Source organism: Lampropedia puyangensis (assembly GCF_004833285.1).
GTDB classification, from domain to species: domain Bacteria; phylum Pseudomonadota; class Gammaproteobacteria; order Burkholderiales; family Burkholderiaceae_C; genus Lampropedia; species Lampropedia puyangensis.
Map to the genome: position 1 here is coordinate 64,350 of NZ_STFG01000009.1, position 16,004 is coordinate 80,353.

Consider the following 16,004-nt stretch of genomic DNA (forward strand, 5'->3'; position numbering starts at 1 on the left):
TCAGGCGGCCAGTTGGTTGATAGAGAGAATACCCATCATCAACGACACCAGAATGAATGCCACCATCACCCCCAGAAACACGATCATCAAGGGGCTGAGCAATGTCAACGCCCGTTTGATTCCAGTTTCAACCTGGCGGTTGAGAATGTCAGCCAATTCCAGAGACATAGGGCCAATTTTTCCGGTTTCCTCTCCCACGCGAATCAGGTTGATGGCCAGTGGCTCAAAAATTCCAAGTCTGGATACGGCGTCCACAACACGAGTGCCTTCTTTGACTGCCGGGCCTACCCGCAGTAACGGTGCACGCATGACTTGGTTGCTCACGGTGTCGGTTGCAATATTCAGCGCAGTGAGCATTGGAACGCCATTTCCCAACAATGTTCCCCACGAACGCGCAAAAAGTGTCATTTGGTAACGTGCCACTAAGTTGCCCAAAATGGGGAGTCGCAAAATCTTGGCCTGCCACCATAACTTACCGCTGGGGGAGTGCAGCCAACGCCAAGTGAAAAATCCAATGGCAGCAGCACCAATTCCCCACAACCAACCCCAGGCGAGAAAGGCATCACTGGTGGCCAGCAAAATTTTCGTTGGCATCGGCAGAGCGTCACCCATTTCCACAAACATGGGACGGAAGCTGGGTACAACGAAGGTCATCATGAAGACCAACGTAGCGAGGGCCATTACCATCAGGATCAGTGGGTAAATCGAAGCCGATACCACGCTTTCGCGCAGGGCGCGCAGGCGCTCCATGTGCTCGACCAGTCGTGTCAAAACGCCAGACATTTGACCGCTGACCTCGCCTGAGCGAATCATGTTGATGTAGAAATCGTCAAAGTGTTTCGGGTGCTGTGCCAGCGCTTTGCTGAAGGCGTTTCCCCCTTTGACCGATTCAAGCAACTCCTGCGCTAATTGCCGCATGGCAGGCTTGTGGCTCATGTCAATCAGCACTTTGAGAGAGTTGTCCAAGGCCAGGCCTGAGCGCAACATGATGGTCAATTCCGACGTCATGGCGCGAATGTCTTCTTGGTTGACTGGCCCTTTGTCTTTGCGGCTGGGTTTTCCGGTCCCTAGCAAGGCTTTGCCGGCCGATTCTGATGATGCATTTTGTGCTTGCTGCACATCGCTGGCGCTGGCGGCCGTGACTGCCAATGGGTGCAGGCCGCGATCGCGCAGCGTCTTCATGGCAGCAGGGATGGAGGCTGCCGCGACCACACCTGTGCTGACTTTTCCGCTGCCGTCTGCAGCACGCCAAGAATAATCAGGCATCGCTTTGGTCCTGTGTGACGCGGGTCACTTCTTCCAGACTGGTCACGCCATTGGCCACTTTGCGTAAACCGTCCTCGTAAAGGCTGAGCATGCCGCGCTGTGCGGCTAACGTGCTCAGTTGTGCGGCATCTTTGCCATCAAGGATGGCCCTGCGAATGACTTCATCAAGCACCATCAATTCATGAATGCCGGTGCGGCCTTTGTAGCCTGTGCCACGACAGAGTTCGCAGCCCACTGGGCGGTACAGTGTTTGGCCGGGTTGCAAAAAGCGCGCCAAACCAGACTCTTCTTTGACTTTGGGTGAGAGGTCGTGTGGTTCTTTGCACTGTTTACACAGGGTTCGGACCAAACGCTGTGCCAGAACACCGTTGACCGAAGACGTGATAAGGTAACGCTCAACGCCCATGTCTTCCATACGTACGATAGCGCCGGGGGCCGTGTTGGTGTGCAGGGTGGATAACACCAAGTGACCAGTCAATGCAGATTGCACGGCAATTTGCGCGGTTTCGCCATCACGCATTTCACCAATCATGATGATGTCCGGATCTTGCCGCAAAATCGCCCGCAGGGCGTTGGCAAAGGTCAGGTTGATTTGCGGGTGGACCTGAATCTGGTTGATGCCAGGCAATTGGTATTCCACCGGGTCTTCCACGGTGATGATTTTCTGGCTGTCGGCGTCCAGTTTGGCAAGACCCGCGTACAACGTGGTGGTTTTACCCGAGCCGGTTGGCCCCGTGACCAAGAAGATTCCGTGTGGCTTGGCCAGCAGTTCGTTAAAACGCACCAACGTGTCAGGCGAGAAGCCCATGTCATCAAGATTGAGACGCACGCTGGCTCGGTCCAGCACGCGCATCACAATGCTTTCGCCATAGACCGTGGGGACGGTGGAAACCCGCAAATCTAGCTCACGTCCTTTCACGCGGGTTTTGATGCGTCCATCTTGCGGCAGGCGGCGCTCGGCAATATCTAGATGGGCCAGCAGCTTGACGCGCGAGCCCACCGCAGGCGAGAGCCGTTGGGGGATGATCTCTGCGACATTGATCACTCCGTCAACGCGGTAGCGCACATGCAAGCCATCTTCAAAAGGCTCCAAGTGAATGTCTGAGGCACGCATGTCTATGACGCGGCCAATGATGGTGTTGACCAGTTTGATGACCGGCGCTTCGCTGGCCATGTCTTTGAGCTGCTCAACAAAATCTGCTGCATCCAAGCCGCCAAGCAGGTCGTCTGAGCTGGCCTCCTCTTCGGCTTGCTGGGCGGCAGCTGCATCGGCTAAATCCAGCGCGCGTTCAATGTCGCTTTCCAGTCCTAGGTAGGGCACCACTTCCAAACCAGTTGCCAAGTGCAGGGCTTTGCTGACGAAGCTGTCCTGCGGCACCGCCATGGCGACACCCAGGCTGCCCTCGCGCAGCCATAGCGGGAAAATATTATGTGTGCGCAAGAAACCTGGTGCCAAGCCTTCGATTTCTAGCGGTTGCTCAGGATAATCTGCAGCAACGGCAAGCGGCACTTGAAGTTGCTGTGCCAATACAGGCATCAGGTCCACTTCAGACACAACGCCCAGGCGGGTTAACACCCGGCCAAGCATTCCGCCCATTTCTTGTTGTGCGGCTAAGGCCCGCTCTAAATCGCGTGGGCCAAGTTTGCCTGCTTGCACCAGCATGTCGCCCAAGCGAATGGTCGGCGCAGCCATGGCTGTGGTGAGGCTGGGGTCAGCGCGGTGCGCTAGAGGGGCAGAGGAGTCAAGCGAAGACACAGGCAGGTGGCGGTAAGCGTTAATCAATGGATGCGCAACCTTTGAGAAGGAGGCGCTTGGTCTCGTCAGTCCGAACTATGCGAAAGGACACAACTCCCGCTGTCAGTACGCATGCAGGTGCTGTGTGTACTGGCAAACGGTAGCGTCTGTTTAGCAGCAGCACAGCCAAACTTACACATGTTCGTTCCAACCTTTAAGCCAGAGCTGGACTATTGTAAGCGTGTGTGAGGCCGCCGCCTACTGACTCGTCTTCTGTGCCCAAAGTTCCATTAGCAGCTCCAGTCTGGCTTTGGCAGCAGGCAGTGGAATTAGGCGAAACGGAGTGGGCGCGTTGGCAGAAGCGACAGGATGACCTAGCGCGCAACGGCTGGTCACGGCAATGGGAAGTCCGGCTGCTGCGGCTTTATGCAGCGCCGCCTCCAGGGCATGGTGCAACGTGGCGTTGCCTGTGCCTGCGACCAACACTCCGTTGCACCCGCTCGCCAGCAGTGCATCAATAAGATAGGCATCGCAGCCTGCATGACTGGTCAACCAAACCACTGAAGGAGCGGGGCTGCTTGTGGTTAGCAAGCACTCGTAATGGCCGCGACTAAAGAGGGGGGCTTGGGAGGGAACCTGGATTGAAGCGCCGGGACTGGTCCAGACCACGCGGCCTTCTTCTACCCAAGCCACGGGCCCTGCGTTGCCTGAACTAAAGGATGGAATCCGATAAGGCTGGATTTTTTGTACGGTGCTGGCGCAGTGCACTTCGCCTGCTGCTACGCAGACGATCATGGGAATGGTGGCAGATTGCTGGTCAACGCTTTGGTGAATACCTGCCAAGGCGACACAACATGCATCCCACAAATTTTGCGGGCCATCTGCACCCAGTGCGGTGGCTGGGCGCATGGCGCTGACCAGCACTACAGGCTTTTCACAGTGGGGTAGGGTGCGATGCAGGAACCAGGCGGTTTCCTCCAGCGTGTCGGTACCGTGGGTGATGACTATACCTGCCACATCTGGGTCAACCAAGGCCGCATGGGTCGCACGAGCAATGACTAGCCAGTCAGCGGGGTCGAGATCCTTGCTGTCTTTGGAGAGGATTTGTTGTGCCTGGATGCGAGCGGGCAACTGCCGCAAAGCAGGAACGCCATCAAGCAGTGCATCGATGGGCAGGGCGGCAGCTTGGTAGCTGACGTTATCGTGGGCTGCGTGCGCCGTGCCTGCAATGGTGCCGCCAGTGGCCAAGATGCGTATTGTGGGGTCACCCACATTGGCGGGATTGGCCGTCGATGAGGGATGCGGCATAGGCGCAGTTTCCATATATTAGAACGGGTGTGGAGATCGTGAACACATTCTTAAAGAGGTGGCGGCTCGATGGGCTCCAGCCGCTGTAATACATGCGCGTGCACTGCGCCGGCCTTGAGGTAGTGCTGTAACAGCCAGCCATGCTCGGCCAAGATATTGGTGTTCCATTGCTGCGCGCTTTCAAGGTACACCAACCCATCAGGGCGCAAACTGTGGCGTGCTGCTTGCAAGGCCGGCTGCTCTAACTGCGCAGCGTAAGGCGGATCAATGAAAATCACGTCCCACCCGCTGGCATTGAGCGGTGTTTGCCTGAGCGCTTGCAGTCCATCGCCACGTTGAATCTGAATATTCGAAGCGGCTAAGCGCAGGGCATTGGCTTGCAATTGCGTTGTGACCAAGCGGTCTTGTTCCACCAGTACCACCTGCGCGGCGTTGCGTGAGGCCGCTTCAAACCCCAGCGCACCACTGCCTGCAAATGCATCTAGGCAATACAGGCCACTGAAGTCCTGACCCAACCAGTTGAAGAGCGTTTCACGCACGCGGTCTGGTGTGGGGCGCAGGCCTGGCTTGTTGGCGACTGGCAGCACCGTGCGGCGCCAGTTGCCTGCGATGATCCGCACGCGCCCTTGACTGGCGTTTTTGGCGGCGGCTGGCGTTGTGGTGCTGCTTCCCTTTCTGGGAGGCGCTTTTGTGCTCGTGCGTTGAAGGGGGGAAGTCAAGAGGGCGCTCCCACAATGACGGTGGCCATCGCATCTGGTTTGAGCACTTTTTGCACGGCACGACGAATATCTTGCACGGTAATCGTTTGCACTTTGCTTGTCCACGTGTCCAAGTAATCCAGCGGTAAGTTGTTCCATGCAATATTGGCCACATTGGCCAGTAGCTTGGCATTGCTGTCAATACGCAGGGCGAAACCGCCAATCAGATTGGCTTTGGCATCTTGTAGCTCTTTGTCGGTGGGGCCGTTCGCTACAAAATCTGCCAACACTTGTTTGGCAAGCGTCGTGGCTTCTTGGGCTTGATCTGCCCGGGTTTGCAAGCCAATTGTGAAGGCCCCTGCATGTGTTCCAGGGCTGAAGCCGCTGTAGACGCCATACACCAGTCCGCGCTTCTCGCGCACTTCTTCCATCAGTCGTGAGCCAAAGCCGCTGCCTCCCAGAATATGGTTGGCCACCAGCAGTGTCAGGAAATCTGGATCATCGCGTTTGATGCCCGGTTGCCCAATCAGCACTTGGGCTTGCTCGGAAGCGAAAGGGATGCGCTTTTCAACGGCGTGTTGCAATGGTTGTATTTCAGCAATGCTTGGCAAGGGGGCGCAGTGCGCTGTTTGTGGCAAACCTGCCAACAGGTTTTGTACGAGCTGGTCCGCTTGGGCTTTGTCGACTTGGCCAACTACAGTGGCTTTTGCTCGGCAAGCTTGGATATGGCTTGCATAAAACTGCTGCATCGCCCGGATGTCGATGCGCTGCAGACTGGCCGGTGTCGTTTGGTAGCCATATGGGTGGCTGCCGTACACAGCTTGGGCAAAGGTTTGGCTGGAAATCGTGCCAGGGCGCGTTTGTGCTTCACGCAGGGCTGCGCTCCATTGGGCGCGTTCACGCTCCCATACCTTTTGCGGCCACGTACTTTGCCCGATTTGGCGAGCGGCCAGTGCCACAGCTTGGGGCAGCAAGGCGGGGTCGGTCAGGCTGCGCAGATGAAAGGTAAAGCGGTCGCTGCTTGCACTGGCGTTGAAGGAGGCGCCTAGGTCTGCCCAAGCCTCACCAAGCTGGTCTTCGTCCAATGCTTTGTGGCCGTTGGTACTTGCGATTCCTTTGCTGAGCATGTTGGCCGTGGCAGCAGCCAAGCCTACTTGCTCTGCGGGGTCGCGGCGCTCACCGCCATCAAAGTCGATTTGCACATCCACCATCGGCAAACTATTACTTTGCACCAGCCAGACCTGTGTGCCGTTGGGTTGCTGCCATTGCTCAATGGGCAATAGGCCTTGGTTTTGTGCGTGAGTCAATAACGGGGTTGCGGCTAATGCTGTCGCGCACACAAAGGTCAGCCAATGGCGTATGGAACCGTGGTTTTTGCGTGCTATTTCGGCTAGGGTGCATGGGGTTGAATGGGTCACTTTATCTCTCCTGCGGGCGCTGCGTCGTTAGCCGATTGGTGAGGCTTTGCTTGGTCGGTTGAGCTACTGTCGGTTGCTTGGGGAATCAACTCGGCCACGGTCAATGCATCATCGCTAAAGTATTTTTTTGCGACTGCCTGAACTTGTTCTGGTGTGACCTGGCGCAGCAGTTCAATGGTGCGCTCGGTGGCATTCAACGGTAGGCCTTCCACCCAATTGCTGCCCAAATCATTGGCCTGCGCCATCATGGAATCCTGACCATAAACCGTCGCTGCAGACCATTGCGTGACTACGCGTTTGAGTTCTTGTGCAGTGATGCCTTTGTCCGCCACAGCTTGTACAGCGGCACGCAGACCGAGCTCCAATTCAGCATTGGTTTTGCCGGTGGCAGGCACGCCACTGAGGAAAAACAAGCCATTGCCACTACGCCCGCCAGTGCTGGCGCCTGCATCTGCACTGTCGGCCACGCGGTTAGCACCGCGTGTCAAAGCGCGGTCTAAACGGGCACCTTCGTAACCACTGAGAACCTCAGACAAGGCCATCAAGGCCAAGGCTTCACGGTCACTGGTGGTGGGCGATTGCAGATTGGTGAGGGCCGGTGTTTTGTAGGCCATGATGAGCACAGGCTGTTCGGCACGATCGCGCAGAACGATGCGGCGCGGCCCTTGTTGCTTCGGCTCTTGTGTGGCTTTGCGCACTGGTAAATCAACGGCAGGTGCTGCGCCATAGTATTTCTGCGCCAAAGTCAGAACCTCTTTGGGCTCCACATTACCGACTACCACCACAGCTGCGTTGCCTGGGACATACCATTTGCGGTAGAAGGCCCGTGCATCGTCAGCGGTTACGTGATCGAGGTCGCTCATCCATCCAATAACAGGGCGGCGCTCTTGCGACGCAATGTAGGTTGTGGCCATCAGTTGTTCATAGAGTTTTGCGCGTGGCTGGTCATCGGTGCGCATGCGGCGTTCTTCTTTGACGACTTCCAACTCACGCTTGAACTCTTCGTCGGGCCATTGGTTGTGCTGAAAACGGTCTGCTTCCAGTGCCATCACGGCTTCAAGCTGGTTGGATGGCACTTGTTGGTAGTAGCCTGTGTAATCTTTATTGGTGAAGGCATTGTCCTGCCCGCCCAATTCCGCCACTTTGCGCGAGAACTCTCCGGCAGCTAGGTGCTTGCTGCCTTTGAACATCATGTGTTCCAAGATGTGTGCAACGCCCGTGGTGCCATCGACTTCATCAATAGAGCCGGTGCGAACCCACAGCATGTTGATAGCCGTGGGCGCGCGGCGATCAGGTTTGACAATGACTTCAAGCCCATTGGCCAAACGATAATGGGCCAGCGTGGCAGATTCTTGCAGTACTTGTACAGAAGAGGCGCTGGCCCCTGCAGGGTTTGCCTCGGTGGTTGATGTGCTGTTGGTGGTGGTTGCACGTTGATCTGGCGCAACCGGAGCGGCGCAACCTGCTAAGAATGCACTGGCGGCAAGCACACATCCGCCCCATAGAGTGAAACGTTTCATACAATTGACCCTGTTTTATTTCTCACGCAATCTGGCGTCTTCCTAAGTGTCGGTGGTGGCGGGCCTACAGCCTGCACACACCGCCAACCCTGATTCTCTCGCTCAAGAGGGCGAAAGAGGCACCGTGCCGAATCGGCAAGCCAAGCATTATGTTCAGTTTTTTCAAGAAAAAATCATCTCCAACGCCTGCGTCCGACAGCTCAGAGTCAAAAGCCCCACAAGAAGTTGCACAGTCGGTTGCACCAGAAACAGCGGCGGTTCAATCTGCACCATCTTCTGCAGAAGAATCCAGTATGGGCGCAAGTGCGGTTCCCCAAGTCCCATCTGATGCAGAGCCTGAGGTGGTTGCGACGCCTGCGGCTCCGAGTGGTGTGATGGGGTGGTTGCGCAAATCCTTTGGGACAACGGCCAAAGAAACCGAACTTTCTCATGCGCAGCCAGCACCAATCCCCCCGGCTGCTGAGGACGTGAATCCATTTGTGCAACAAGCGCAAGCGGCGCAAGTTCAGGTCGCTCCTGAGGCTGAGAGTGCCAGCGCACCTTTGCCCGTTGCAGAAGAACCTGTTGTTCCACCCGTTGAGCCTGCTGAGTCACCAATAGTGGCGCCAGCGAATAATTTTGCTGTAGAGGCGCAGCAAGTCGAGGAGGAACACGAGTTAGCGCCTACGCCGACTTCAATCGCGTTGCCTACGCAAGCGCAGCCTATTGAAGCGCCGGAGCAGGAGGTCGTGGACGTGCATTCCACAGTAGAGAGCACCAGCGTATCGGTTGAGTCGGATACGCTTGAAGCACCAGCACCAGCACCAGCACCAGCACCAGCACCAGNAGCACCAGCACCAGTACCAGTACCAGTACCAGTACCAGTACCAGTACTTGAGCCAGAGCCAGAGCCAGAGCCAGAGCCAGCTGCGGTTATTAGGGCTGAAGAGGTTCCCGTTGTTGTTCCTGAGCGCAAAAGCTGGATGGAGCGGCTCAAAGCTGGTTTGCGCAAAACGGGTAGCAGCATCTCAACAGTATTTACCGGCACCAAGATTGACGAAGATCTTTACGAGGAGTTGGAAGCAGCGTTGCTCATGGCAGATACCGGTGTCAAAGCCACGATGTTCTTGCTGGATGATTTGCGCCAACGCGTCAAAGCGGCCAAAGCGACCGATCCCCAGCAAGTCAAAGCCTTGTTGATTGATGCGATTGCAGAGTTATTGCAGCCTCTCGAAAAAGGCTTGGTCATTGGCGAACACGAACCCACGGTCATCATGGTTGCTGGCGTCAATGGCGCAGGCAAAACCACCTCCATTGGCAAGCTGACCCGCCATTTGGCTGAGGCTGATGCTTCCGTATTACTGGCGGCAGCCGATACTTTCCGCGCGGCTGCGCGTGAGCAATTAGGCGTTTGGGCTACGCGCAACACGGTCGAAATCGTGGGGCAGGAAGGGGGTGACCCGGCTGCCGTAAGTTTTGATGCAGTCACTGCAGGCAAAGCCCGTGGTAAAGACGTCGTGTTGGTGGACACCGCTGGCCGCTTGCCTACGCAACTGCACCTGATGGAAGAGTTGAAAAAAATCAAGCGTGTGATCACCAAGGCCGAAGGTTCAGCCCCGCATGAAGTGCTCTTGGTGATTGATGGCAATACAGGGCAGAACGCTTTGAACCAAGTCAAAGCGTTTGACGATGCATTGCAACTGACCGGTTTGGTTGTGACTAAGCTTGACGGTACAGCAAAGGGTGGCGTGTTGGCTGCAATTGCCCAAGAAAGGCCGATTCCTGTCTATTTTATTGGCGTGGGTGAAAAGCTGGAAGACCTGCAAACCTTTAATGCGCGTGAGTTTGCGCAGGCGCTACTCGGATGATGCATGCCCATGTGTTTTTTGATTTGAATGCGCGGGAGCAAGCCCTCGCGCTGCAGCAGCAGTTACAACTGCAGTGGCCTGCTGGTATTGAAGTTGGCCCGCTATTGCTTCGCGCTGCAGGCCCTTTGCCTCAGCCCATGTTTCAAATCGCGTATGACGAGGAACACGCGGAACGTGTGCGTGAAGTGCTGCAAACGACACGAGGCGACTTTTCTGTGCTGATTCATCCTGTTTTAGAGGATGAAATTTTGGCGCATACGGAAAAAGCGACATGGTTAGGAATGCCTTTATTGTTGCGGTTGGAGTATCTCTGACGCGTTTTGGGCCCCTCTCTAGCCATTTTTTATTCAATATTTCAACCCCATTTTGTGATGACCGTACGTTCTCTCACCATTACCCGTCCTGACGACTGGCACCTGCACCTGCGCGATGGCGATGCACTTAAAACCACTGTGGCCCATGCCGCAGCCCAGTTTGCGCGTGCCATCATCATGCCCAATTTACGCCCCCCAGTCGCGGATGCAACGATGGCACTGGCATATCGCCAGCGTATTCTTGATACGCTGCAAGCCGTAGCGCCACAAGCTGCATTTGAGCCGTTGATGACCTTGTATTTGACCGATCGCATGACGCCAGAGACTATTCGAGCGGCCAAGGCGCAAGGCGTGGTGGCATGCAAACTCTACCCAGCTGGGGCCACTACAAATAGCGATGCGGGTGTGACCGCAATGAAAAACATTTACCCCGTGCTCGAAGCCATGCAAGAAGCGGGGATGGTGTTGCTGATGCATGGGGAAGTCACCGACCAAAACATCGATTTGTTTGACCGCGAAGCGGTGTTCATCGATCAGCAATTGATTCCATTGCGCCGTGATTTTCCGCAGCTGAAAATCGTGATGGAACACATCACCACGAAAGAGGCTGCGCACTATGTAGGCGAAGCGGATGCGTACTTGGGCGCGACCATTACCGCGCACCATTTGCTATACAACCGCAACGCGCTGTTTCTGGGCGGTGTACGTCCGCACTATTACTGTTTGCCGGTGCTCAAGCGCGAGGTGCATCGCCAAGCCCTAGTGCAAGCGGCGACATCGGGCAGCGCACACTTCTTTTTGGGCACCGACAGTGCCCCACATGCAGCCCCGTTGAAAGAAGCCGCTGTTGGGTGTGCAGGCTGTTATACCGCTGCGGCTGCCATTGAGTTGTACGCAGAAGCGTTCGATAACGCTAATGCCTTAGACAAACTGGAAGCCTTCGCTGCATTCAATGGTGCTGATTTTTATGGCCTACCACGCAACACCAGCACCGTCACGCTGACCAAAGAGACTTGGAACATGCCAGCCTCTTACCCCTATGTGGAAACTGAACTCAAGCCTCTGCGTGCGGGCGAGCCGATGGCTTGGAGATTCGTGGTTTAGCCAACACCTGTGATTTCGTCGGCCTTTACCAGTGCATCAGGGTTTTCGCTTGGTTTGCAATGATTGACTTGATGTTTCTTTTTGAAACATTTAAAAACACTCTCTTTCATAAGGGATGTTTTGATTCAATCGCTAGGAGTCGCTTGTATGCTGAAGAAAATTGCCATCGTTGCTGTTTTGGCTGGGGGCAGTGCCGTGCTTGCTGCGCCACAGTTTACTAACGGATCGTTTGATACAACGCGGTCTGGTGAGCTGAATGTATCGTCAAAGTGGGTTGCTGAAGCACCAGATCACTGGATTGCTGGTGGTGAATTCACTGTTCCTCAAGTTTTGGCTGGGACACCAGATATTAATTCTGTAGATGCTACTCAAGGTTATCCCAGCGTACTTTTACCTTCAAACATGAGTATGGTGACGCTGGCGCAAGCAACTAACTCCCCAGATGGAGGGACATGGGTTGGATTGGGGAATATTGTTGGCAACGGTGATTTTGGTGAGCAAGTCAGTCAACTTGTGGCGGATTTTGATATTGGTAAGACCTACCGCATATCTTGGTACCACGCTAATTTTGGCTTGCATACAATAATAGATGGCGCTGTTGTGCAATTAGTAGATAGCCCTGCGGCTATTGCTGTTTCACTCGATGGTGTGAAGATTGGAAATGGGACTTATCGGCCGGTTCAAGAAGGGTGGGTTGAAGAAAGTGTAGAGTTCACAGCGACTGCAACTACCCATACTATTGGATTTGGCTCAGCCGCAATCGATCCAGCTACAGCGGCCACTGCAGACTCTCGGAGCTACTCCAGTATTGACGGAGTGAGAATTACAGAGGTGCGTCCTGTTGTCGCTGCTAACCCTCAGCCCGTGCCAACGCTGTCAACGTTGGGAATATTAGGTGTTTCTGCGATGTTGGGTGGGTTTGCCATTCGCCGCCGACGCATTCATCGTTGAACTTTTTCGTTGATTGTAAAAATCCCTGCTGTACAGGGATTTTTTTTGTGTGGTGAAGCGATAAAGGGTTGTCAGACTTGGGCGTTGGCAACGCCATGCCAATCAAGCCATTCAATGCGCGCGCCGTGCTTGTGCCTTTTTCATGATCTCTGCCAGTAGTTGGGCCTTGCTTGGTGCCACAGTCTCAGCGGTGACTTGAGCCGACTGCTCTGATGCGTTTTGAGCTGCCATTGTTTCTGGTGTAGATGGATTTGCGTTTGGCAAGCTGTCGTTTGCTGTGAATGTGGCTGCCGCTGTGCTGAAAGCTGACGAATGCAGGGTGCTGCGTTGGTGCAAGGGGGCTTGCTGCGCACCCACGGTCAGGCCTAAACGATCTGCCCGTTGCACATAGCGGTGCAGTGCTTGCTGGGCTTGTGCCGGGCTCCATGCTTGCCAGCCAGTGTGCGCGCCAGTCATGGGTTCGAGCACGATGCAATCGACTGGACAGACGGGAATGCATAGTTCGCAACCGGTGCATTCGGCCTCTAATACGGTGTGCATGGTTTTGTTGGCGCCCACAATGGCGTCTACTGGGCAGGCTTTGAGGCATAAGGTGCAGCCAATGCACCACTGCTCGTCGATGATGGCCATGGCGCGGGGGCCTTCAGCGCCGTTGTTTGGATTCAGCGGTGTTGCTGCTTGCCCGGTAAGGGCTGCTAGGCGGCGGACGCCTTCGGCCCCGCCCGGAGGACATTGGTTGATTGGCGCTTGCTCGAGAGCCATGGCATTGGCGTAGGCATGGCAGTCGGGGTAGCCGCAGCGAGTGCATTGGGTTTGAGGCAGTGCTGCATCGAGCAATTGGGCCAACTCTTGTGGAGTGTGCATCGGGCAAAGACTTGGGGCGTGGAGTTGGTATCGTGGTTCAGAGTGCGGGCTATATAGGGGAGAAATACCAACAGCTTCTTGAGTTGACTTTGCTGCGGGAGTTTCTGCGCACGCGCTAGCCTATATGGCTTGAGGGGCGTAGTGTGCCTGAAGTTGCAGCCAGACGGTATGCCATGCAATGGAAACCTCGGGCAAAGGTAAACATATTTCAACTATGGGATTGTGACGCTGGTCTGCATAAGCGGGCCGTCGCAGGTACACTCGCGTCCACATTTGAAGCTACGGCCAGCCCGTTTACGCATGAATTCCAGCCCCACCACGCCAATGATTGATAGCTATGGTCGCAAGATCAGCTATTTACGCGTGTCGGTGACGGACCGTTGCGATTTGCGCTGCAACTACTGCATGCCCAAAGGGTTCAAGGGGTTTGAAGAGCCAGCGCACTGGCTGACACATGCTGAAATGGCCCGTGTGGTTGGCTTGTTTGTGAGGCTTGGGGTCAGCAAGGTTCGTTTGACTGGCGGTGAGCCGTTGATGCGCCGTGGTGTGGCGGAGTTGGCTGCCCGCATTACTGCCATGCCACAGGTGCGTGATTTGTCGCTGTCGACCAATGCGACGACCTTGGCAAAGCATGCGCAAGATCTTAAAGAGGCGGGGGTCAAGCGACTGAATGTCAGCCTTGATTCGCTTGATGCGGCACGGTTTGCCGAAATCACAGGGCGTGATTGTTTGGCTGATGTGCTTGCGGGTTTACAAGCTGCACGGCAGGTGGGTTTCACCCCTATTAAGCTCAATTGCGTGGTGAATGCACAGACGCCTGCTCAAGACATTGAGCAGTTGTTGCAATATGCGCTGGACAATGGTTTTATTTTGCGGTTGATCGAGAACATGCCCATTGGCAGTACCGGTCAGCAATTTCAACATGCCAATTTAACGCAGATGGGCTCGGCCATCGCGGCGCGCAAATTTTTGGTGCCCGCGTTGGATACGAGCGATACCGGGCCTGCGCGCTACTGGACGTCAGGTCAAGGCGGTGCGCCGGTGTTGGGCGTGATTACGCCGATGTCGCAGCATTTTTGTGAAACCTGCAATCGCGTTCGTTTGACGGTAGATGGCACTTTGCATTTGTGTCTGGGGCAGGAAAACAGTGTGCCGTTGGGGCGTATGTTGCGTGATGGTGCTGATGACGAGCAGTTGATCGCAGCAATCAACGGCGGTATTGCTGCCAAGCCTGAGCGGCATGAATTCAATACCAAGCGTGCTCAGGTGGTGCGCTTCATGTCGCAAACTGGAGGCTGATACTCCTATGACCAAGCGGGTATTTGGCATTGCGGGGCGCTCAGGCAGCGGGAAAACTACGTTGCTTGAGGCGTTGCTTGCGCTGCTGTTGGCGCGCGGCTTGACGGTGAACGTCATCAAGCACAGCCACCATGACATCACGCTAGAGCCGGCGGGCAAAGACAGTGCGCGTTTTCGTGCTGCTGGTGCGCAAGAGGTCATGGTCAGCTCCCCCTATCGTTTTGCCATCATGCACGAATTACGAGAGCAAGAGCAGCCTAGTCTGGCAGAGCAGTTAAGCCGGTTAGCTCCTGCTGATTTGACTTTGGTCGAAGGTTTCAAACACGATGCTATTGACCGCATCGAAGTGTATCGCCCTGCAACGGGCCAAGCCCCTTTGTATACGCAAGAAGGCTTTCAATGCGTGGCGGTGGCCAGCGATGTACCTAAGCCCAGCGATGCACCCGCATCGTTACACTGGCTGCCGTTGAACGAACCTGAAGTGATTGCGGCATTTATTGTGCAGTACCCCAGTGCTTGACGTTGGCACAACGCTTGCGGTTCGTATCCGTGTTGTCTTTTACTGCGGGCGCTTTTTGAATCTTGCCCTTCGGGGTGGAGTCAAAAAGGCGCGTTGCTGTGTTTAAAATCTTTGCCGCGTTGATAGTCCGAAAGCGGTTTTTGCCGCGTATCGCATCCTTTTGGACTACAGCGTGGCCTGCGTGGTGATCCTAAACACGTTCTAACTGGTGGTAAACCATGTCTGCTTGGTTTGATGAGTCAGATCTTTTGTTGCCCTCAGCGCTGGCTACGGTACCTGTGCAGCGCCATATCGAGGGTGAGGTTTCCCCCTGGGTTGATGACCAAGTGGTTGCCGAGGTGCCTGTAGCCTTGGTTTTCAATGGCATCTCGCATGCAGTCATGATGTGTACTCCACAGGATTTGGATGCTTTGGCGCTGGGGTTTGCATTGAGTGAAGGGGTCATCGACAGTCCTTCGCAGTGCTACGACATCGACGTGGTTGCCGTGGATGCATGCACGCCCGGTAGTGATGCGCAGCATGTGGATCTGCCAACCCTGCTGCAGGAACCAGAGATGCCTGCAGTCGAGGTTCGGCTGGAGATTGCAAGCAGTGCCTTTGTACGGCTCAAGGAACAACGCCGCAGTTTGGCTGGTCGCACAGGCTGTGGCGTTTGTGGCATTGACAACTTGCAGGCATTGGATTTGGTGCCGCCAGTGCAGCAACGGCCGCAGTGGCTCGAAGCTATCACGTCGCAAACCCTGTTCAAGGCTTTGGCCGCAATGCCCGCGCAGCAGCTACTCAATAAGGCCACAGGGGCCGTGCATGCAGCAGGTTACGCCACACCTGATGGCGATTTGGTGGCCGTCTATGAAGATGTAGGGCGCCACAATGCCCTAGATAAGCTGCTGGGAGCAAGGGCGCAGGCCTTGGCTGAGGCCGCGCAAAAACCTTTGGGTTTGCATGGCTTGCCATGGCAGCCAGAGGGCTTTGTAGTGATGTCCAGTCGTGCCAGTTATGAACTGGTGCGCAAATGCTCGCGCCTTGGCATTCCTTTGTTAGCTACTATTTCAGCGCCTACATCGCTGGCGATACAAGTGGCCCACACAGCTGGCTTGCAGCTGTGGGGGTTGGCACGTGCACCACGCGCCGTGCGGTATACCCGCTAACTTGCTCGGTTG

General features: G+C 55.5%; 14 protein-coding genes. 7 read left to right on the plus strand and 7 right to left on the minus strand.

Translation table 11 applies throughout. The annotated features are described in order from the left end of the window. The 6 genes from E9531_RS09690 to E9531_RS09715 all read right to left on the minus strand — a co-directional run bounded on the left by E9531_RS09690 (nucleotide 1) and on the right by E9531_RS09715 (nucleotide 7,945). Nucleotides 1-1,266 (minus strand): type II secretion system F family protein, encoded by a 1,266-nt coding sequence (locus E9531_RS09690; RefSeq protein WP_136573559.1) that lies wholly within the window; start codon nucleotides 1,264-1,266, stop codon nucleotides 1-3. Next, nucleotides 1,259-2,959: a GspE/PulE family protein gene (locus E9531_RS09695; protein WP_136573560.1), complete on the minus strand. Its 1,701-nt coding sequence runs from the start codon at nucleotides 2,957-2,959 to the stop codon at nucleotides 1,259-1,261. The genes E9531_RS09690 and E9531_RS09695 overlap by 8 nt, the downstream gene beginning before the upstream one ends. Before the next feature lie 300 nt (nucleotides 2,960-3,259). Next, the gene (locus tag E9531_RS09700) at nucleotides 3,260-4,324 is read right to left on the minus strand and encodes an asparaginase (RefSeq protein ID WP_136573561.1); all 1,065 of its coding nucleotides are present in this window, start codon (nucleotides 4,322-4,324) and stop codon (nucleotides 3,260-3,262) included. Nucleotides 4,325-4,359: 35 nt separating this feature from the next. Continuing rightward, entirely contained in the window at nucleotides 4,360-5,028 is a 669-nt protein-coding gene (rsmD, locus tag E9531_RS09705) for a 16S rRNA (guanine(966)-N(2))-methyltransferase RsmD (protein ID WP_136573562.1), read from the minus strand. Continuing rightward, complete coding sequence (locus E9531_RS09710) at nucleotides 5,025-6,368, minus strand: M16 family metallopeptidase (protein WP_425293576.1); 1,344 nt, start codon at nucleotides 6,366-6,368, stop codon at nucleotides 5,025-5,027. The genes rsmD and E9531_RS09710 overlap by 4 nt, the downstream gene beginning before the upstream one ends. Nucleotides 6,369-6,421: 53 nt before the next feature. After that, nucleotides 6,422-7,945, minus strand: coding sequence for a M16 family metallopeptidase (locus E9531_RS09715; protein WP_136573563.1), 1,524 nt, complete (start codon nucleotides 7,943-7,945; stop codon nucleotides 6,422-6,424). A gap of 734 nt (nucleotides 7,946-8,679) precedes the next feature. Between E9531_RS09715 and ftsY the strand changes: the two genes are divergently transcribed. The 4 genes from ftsY to E9531_RS09735 all read left to right on the plus strand — a co-directional run bounded on the left by ftsY (nucleotide 8,680) and on the right by E9531_RS09735 (nucleotide 12,161). Beyond that, nucleotides 8,680-9,792: a signal recognition particle-docking protein FtsY gene (gene ftsY, locus E9531_RS09720; protein WP_136573613.1), complete on the plus strand. Its 1,113-nt coding sequence runs from the start codon at nucleotides 8,680-8,682 to the stop codon at nucleotides 9,790-9,792. After that, the gene (locus E9531_RS09725) at nucleotides 9,789-10,106 is read left to right on the plus strand and encodes a DOPA 4,5-dioxygenase family protein (protein WP_136573564.1); all 318 of its coding nucleotides are present in this window, start codon (nucleotides 9,789-9,791) and stop codon (nucleotides 10,104-10,106) included. Before ftsY ends, E9531_RS09725 begins: the two co-directional genes overlap by 4 nt. A 57-nt stretch (nucleotides 10,107-10,163) precedes the next feature. Then, complete coding sequence (gene pyrC, locus E9531_RS09730; protein WP_136573565.1) at nucleotides 10,164-11,210, plus strand: dihydroorotase; 1,047 nt, start codon at nucleotides 10,164-10,166, stop codon at nucleotides 11,208-11,210. A 147-nt stretch (nucleotides 11,211-11,357) separates the two neighbouring features. Continuing rightward, the gene (locus E9531_RS09735; protein ID WP_136573566.1) at nucleotides 11,358-12,161 is read left to right on the plus strand and encodes an IPTL-CTERM sorting domain-containing protein; all 804 of its coding nucleotides are present in this window, start codon (nucleotides 11,358-11,360) and stop codon (nucleotides 12,159-12,161) included. Between the two features lie 111 nt (nucleotides 12,162-12,272). Here E9531_RS09735 and E9531_RS09740 read toward each other — a convergent pair whose 3' ends face one another. Next, nucleotides 12,273-13,025 carry an RnfABCDGE type electron transport complex subunit B gene (locus E9531_RS09740; protein WP_136573567.1) on the minus strand — a complete coding sequence of 251 codons (753 nt, stop codon included), beginning with the start codon at nucleotides 13,023-13,025 and terminating at the stop codon, nucleotides 12,273-12,275. A 300-nt stretch (nucleotides 13,026-13,325) separates the two neighbouring features. Here E9531_RS09740 and moaA point away from each other — a divergent pair, with 300 nt between their 5' ends. The 3 genes from moaA to E9531_RS09755 all read left to right on the plus strand — a co-directional run bounded on the left by moaA (nucleotide 13,326) and on the right by E9531_RS09755 (nucleotide 15,992). Then, complete coding sequence (gene moaA / locus E9531_RS09745) at nucleotides 13,326-14,324, plus strand: GTP 3',8-cyclase MoaA (protein ID WP_136573568.1); 999 nt, start codon at nucleotides 13,326-13,328, stop codon at nucleotides 14,322-14,324. 7 nt (nucleotides 14,325-14,331) lie between these two features. Then, complete coding sequence (gene mobB, locus E9531_RS09750; RefSeq protein WP_136573569.1) at nucleotides 14,332-14,844, plus strand: molybdopterin-guanine dinucleotide biosynthesis protein B; 513 nt, start codon at nucleotides 14,332-14,334, stop codon at nucleotides 14,842-14,844. A 218-nt stretch (nucleotides 14,845-15,062) separates the two neighbouring features. Then, a complete protein-coding gene (locus tag E9531_RS09755; RefSeq protein ID WP_136573570.1) occupies nucleotides 15,063-15,992 on the plus strand; it encodes a formate dehydrogenase accessory sulfurtransferase FdhD in 930 nt (309 codons plus the stop codon). Nucleotides 15,993-16,004 lie beyond the last annotated feature (12 nt).

What these genes read in the sequence shown, in the direction of transcription:
- E9531_RS09755 (WP_136573570.1), top strand. Translation starts at nt 15,063, where the DNA reads ATGTCTGCTTGGTTTGATGAGTCAGATCTTTTGTTGCCCTCAGCGCTG.
- E9531_RS09735 (WP_136573566.1), top strand. Translation starts at nt 11,358, where the DNA reads ATGCTGAAGAAAATTGCCATCGTTGCTGTTTTGGCTGGGGGCAGTGCC.
- E9531_RS09700 (WP_136573561.1), bottom strand. Translation starts at nt 4,324, where the DNA reads ATGGAAACTGCGCCTATGCCGCATCCCTCATCGACGGCCAATCCCGCC.
- mobB (WP_136573569.1), top strand. Translation starts at nt 14,332, where the DNA reads ATGACCAAGCGGGTATTTGGCATTGCGGGGCGCTCAGGCAGCGGGAAA.
- E9531_RS09740 (WP_136573567.1), bottom strand. Translation starts at nt 13,025, where the DNA reads ATGCACACTCCACAAGAGTTGGCCCAATTGCTCGATGCAGCACTGCCT.
- moaA (WP_136573568.1), top strand. Translation starts at nt 13,326, where the DNA reads ATGAATTCCAGCCCCACCACGCCAATGATTGATAGCTATGGTCGCAAG.
- E9531_RS09690 (WP_136573559.1), bottom strand. Translation starts at nt 1,266, where the DNA reads ATGCCTGATTATTCTTGGCGTGCTGCAGACGGCAGCGGAAAAGTCAGC.
- pyrC (WP_136573565.1), top strand. Translation starts at nt 10,164, where the DNA reads ATGACCGTACGTTCTCTCACCATTACCCGTCCTGACGACTGGCACCTG.
- E9531_RS09715 (WP_136573563.1), bottom strand. Translation starts at nt 7,945, where the DNA reads ATGAAACGTTTCACTCTATGGGGCGGATGTGTGCTTGCCGCCAGTGCA.
- E9531_RS09695 (WP_136573560.1), bottom strand. Translation starts at nt 2,959, where the DNA reads ATGGCTGCGCCGACCATTCGCTTGGGCGACATGCTGGTGCAAGCAGGC.
- E9531_RS09725 (WP_136573564.1), top strand. Translation starts at nt 9,789, where the DNA reads ATGATGCATGCCCATGTGTTTTTTGATTTGAATGCGCGGGAGCAAGCC.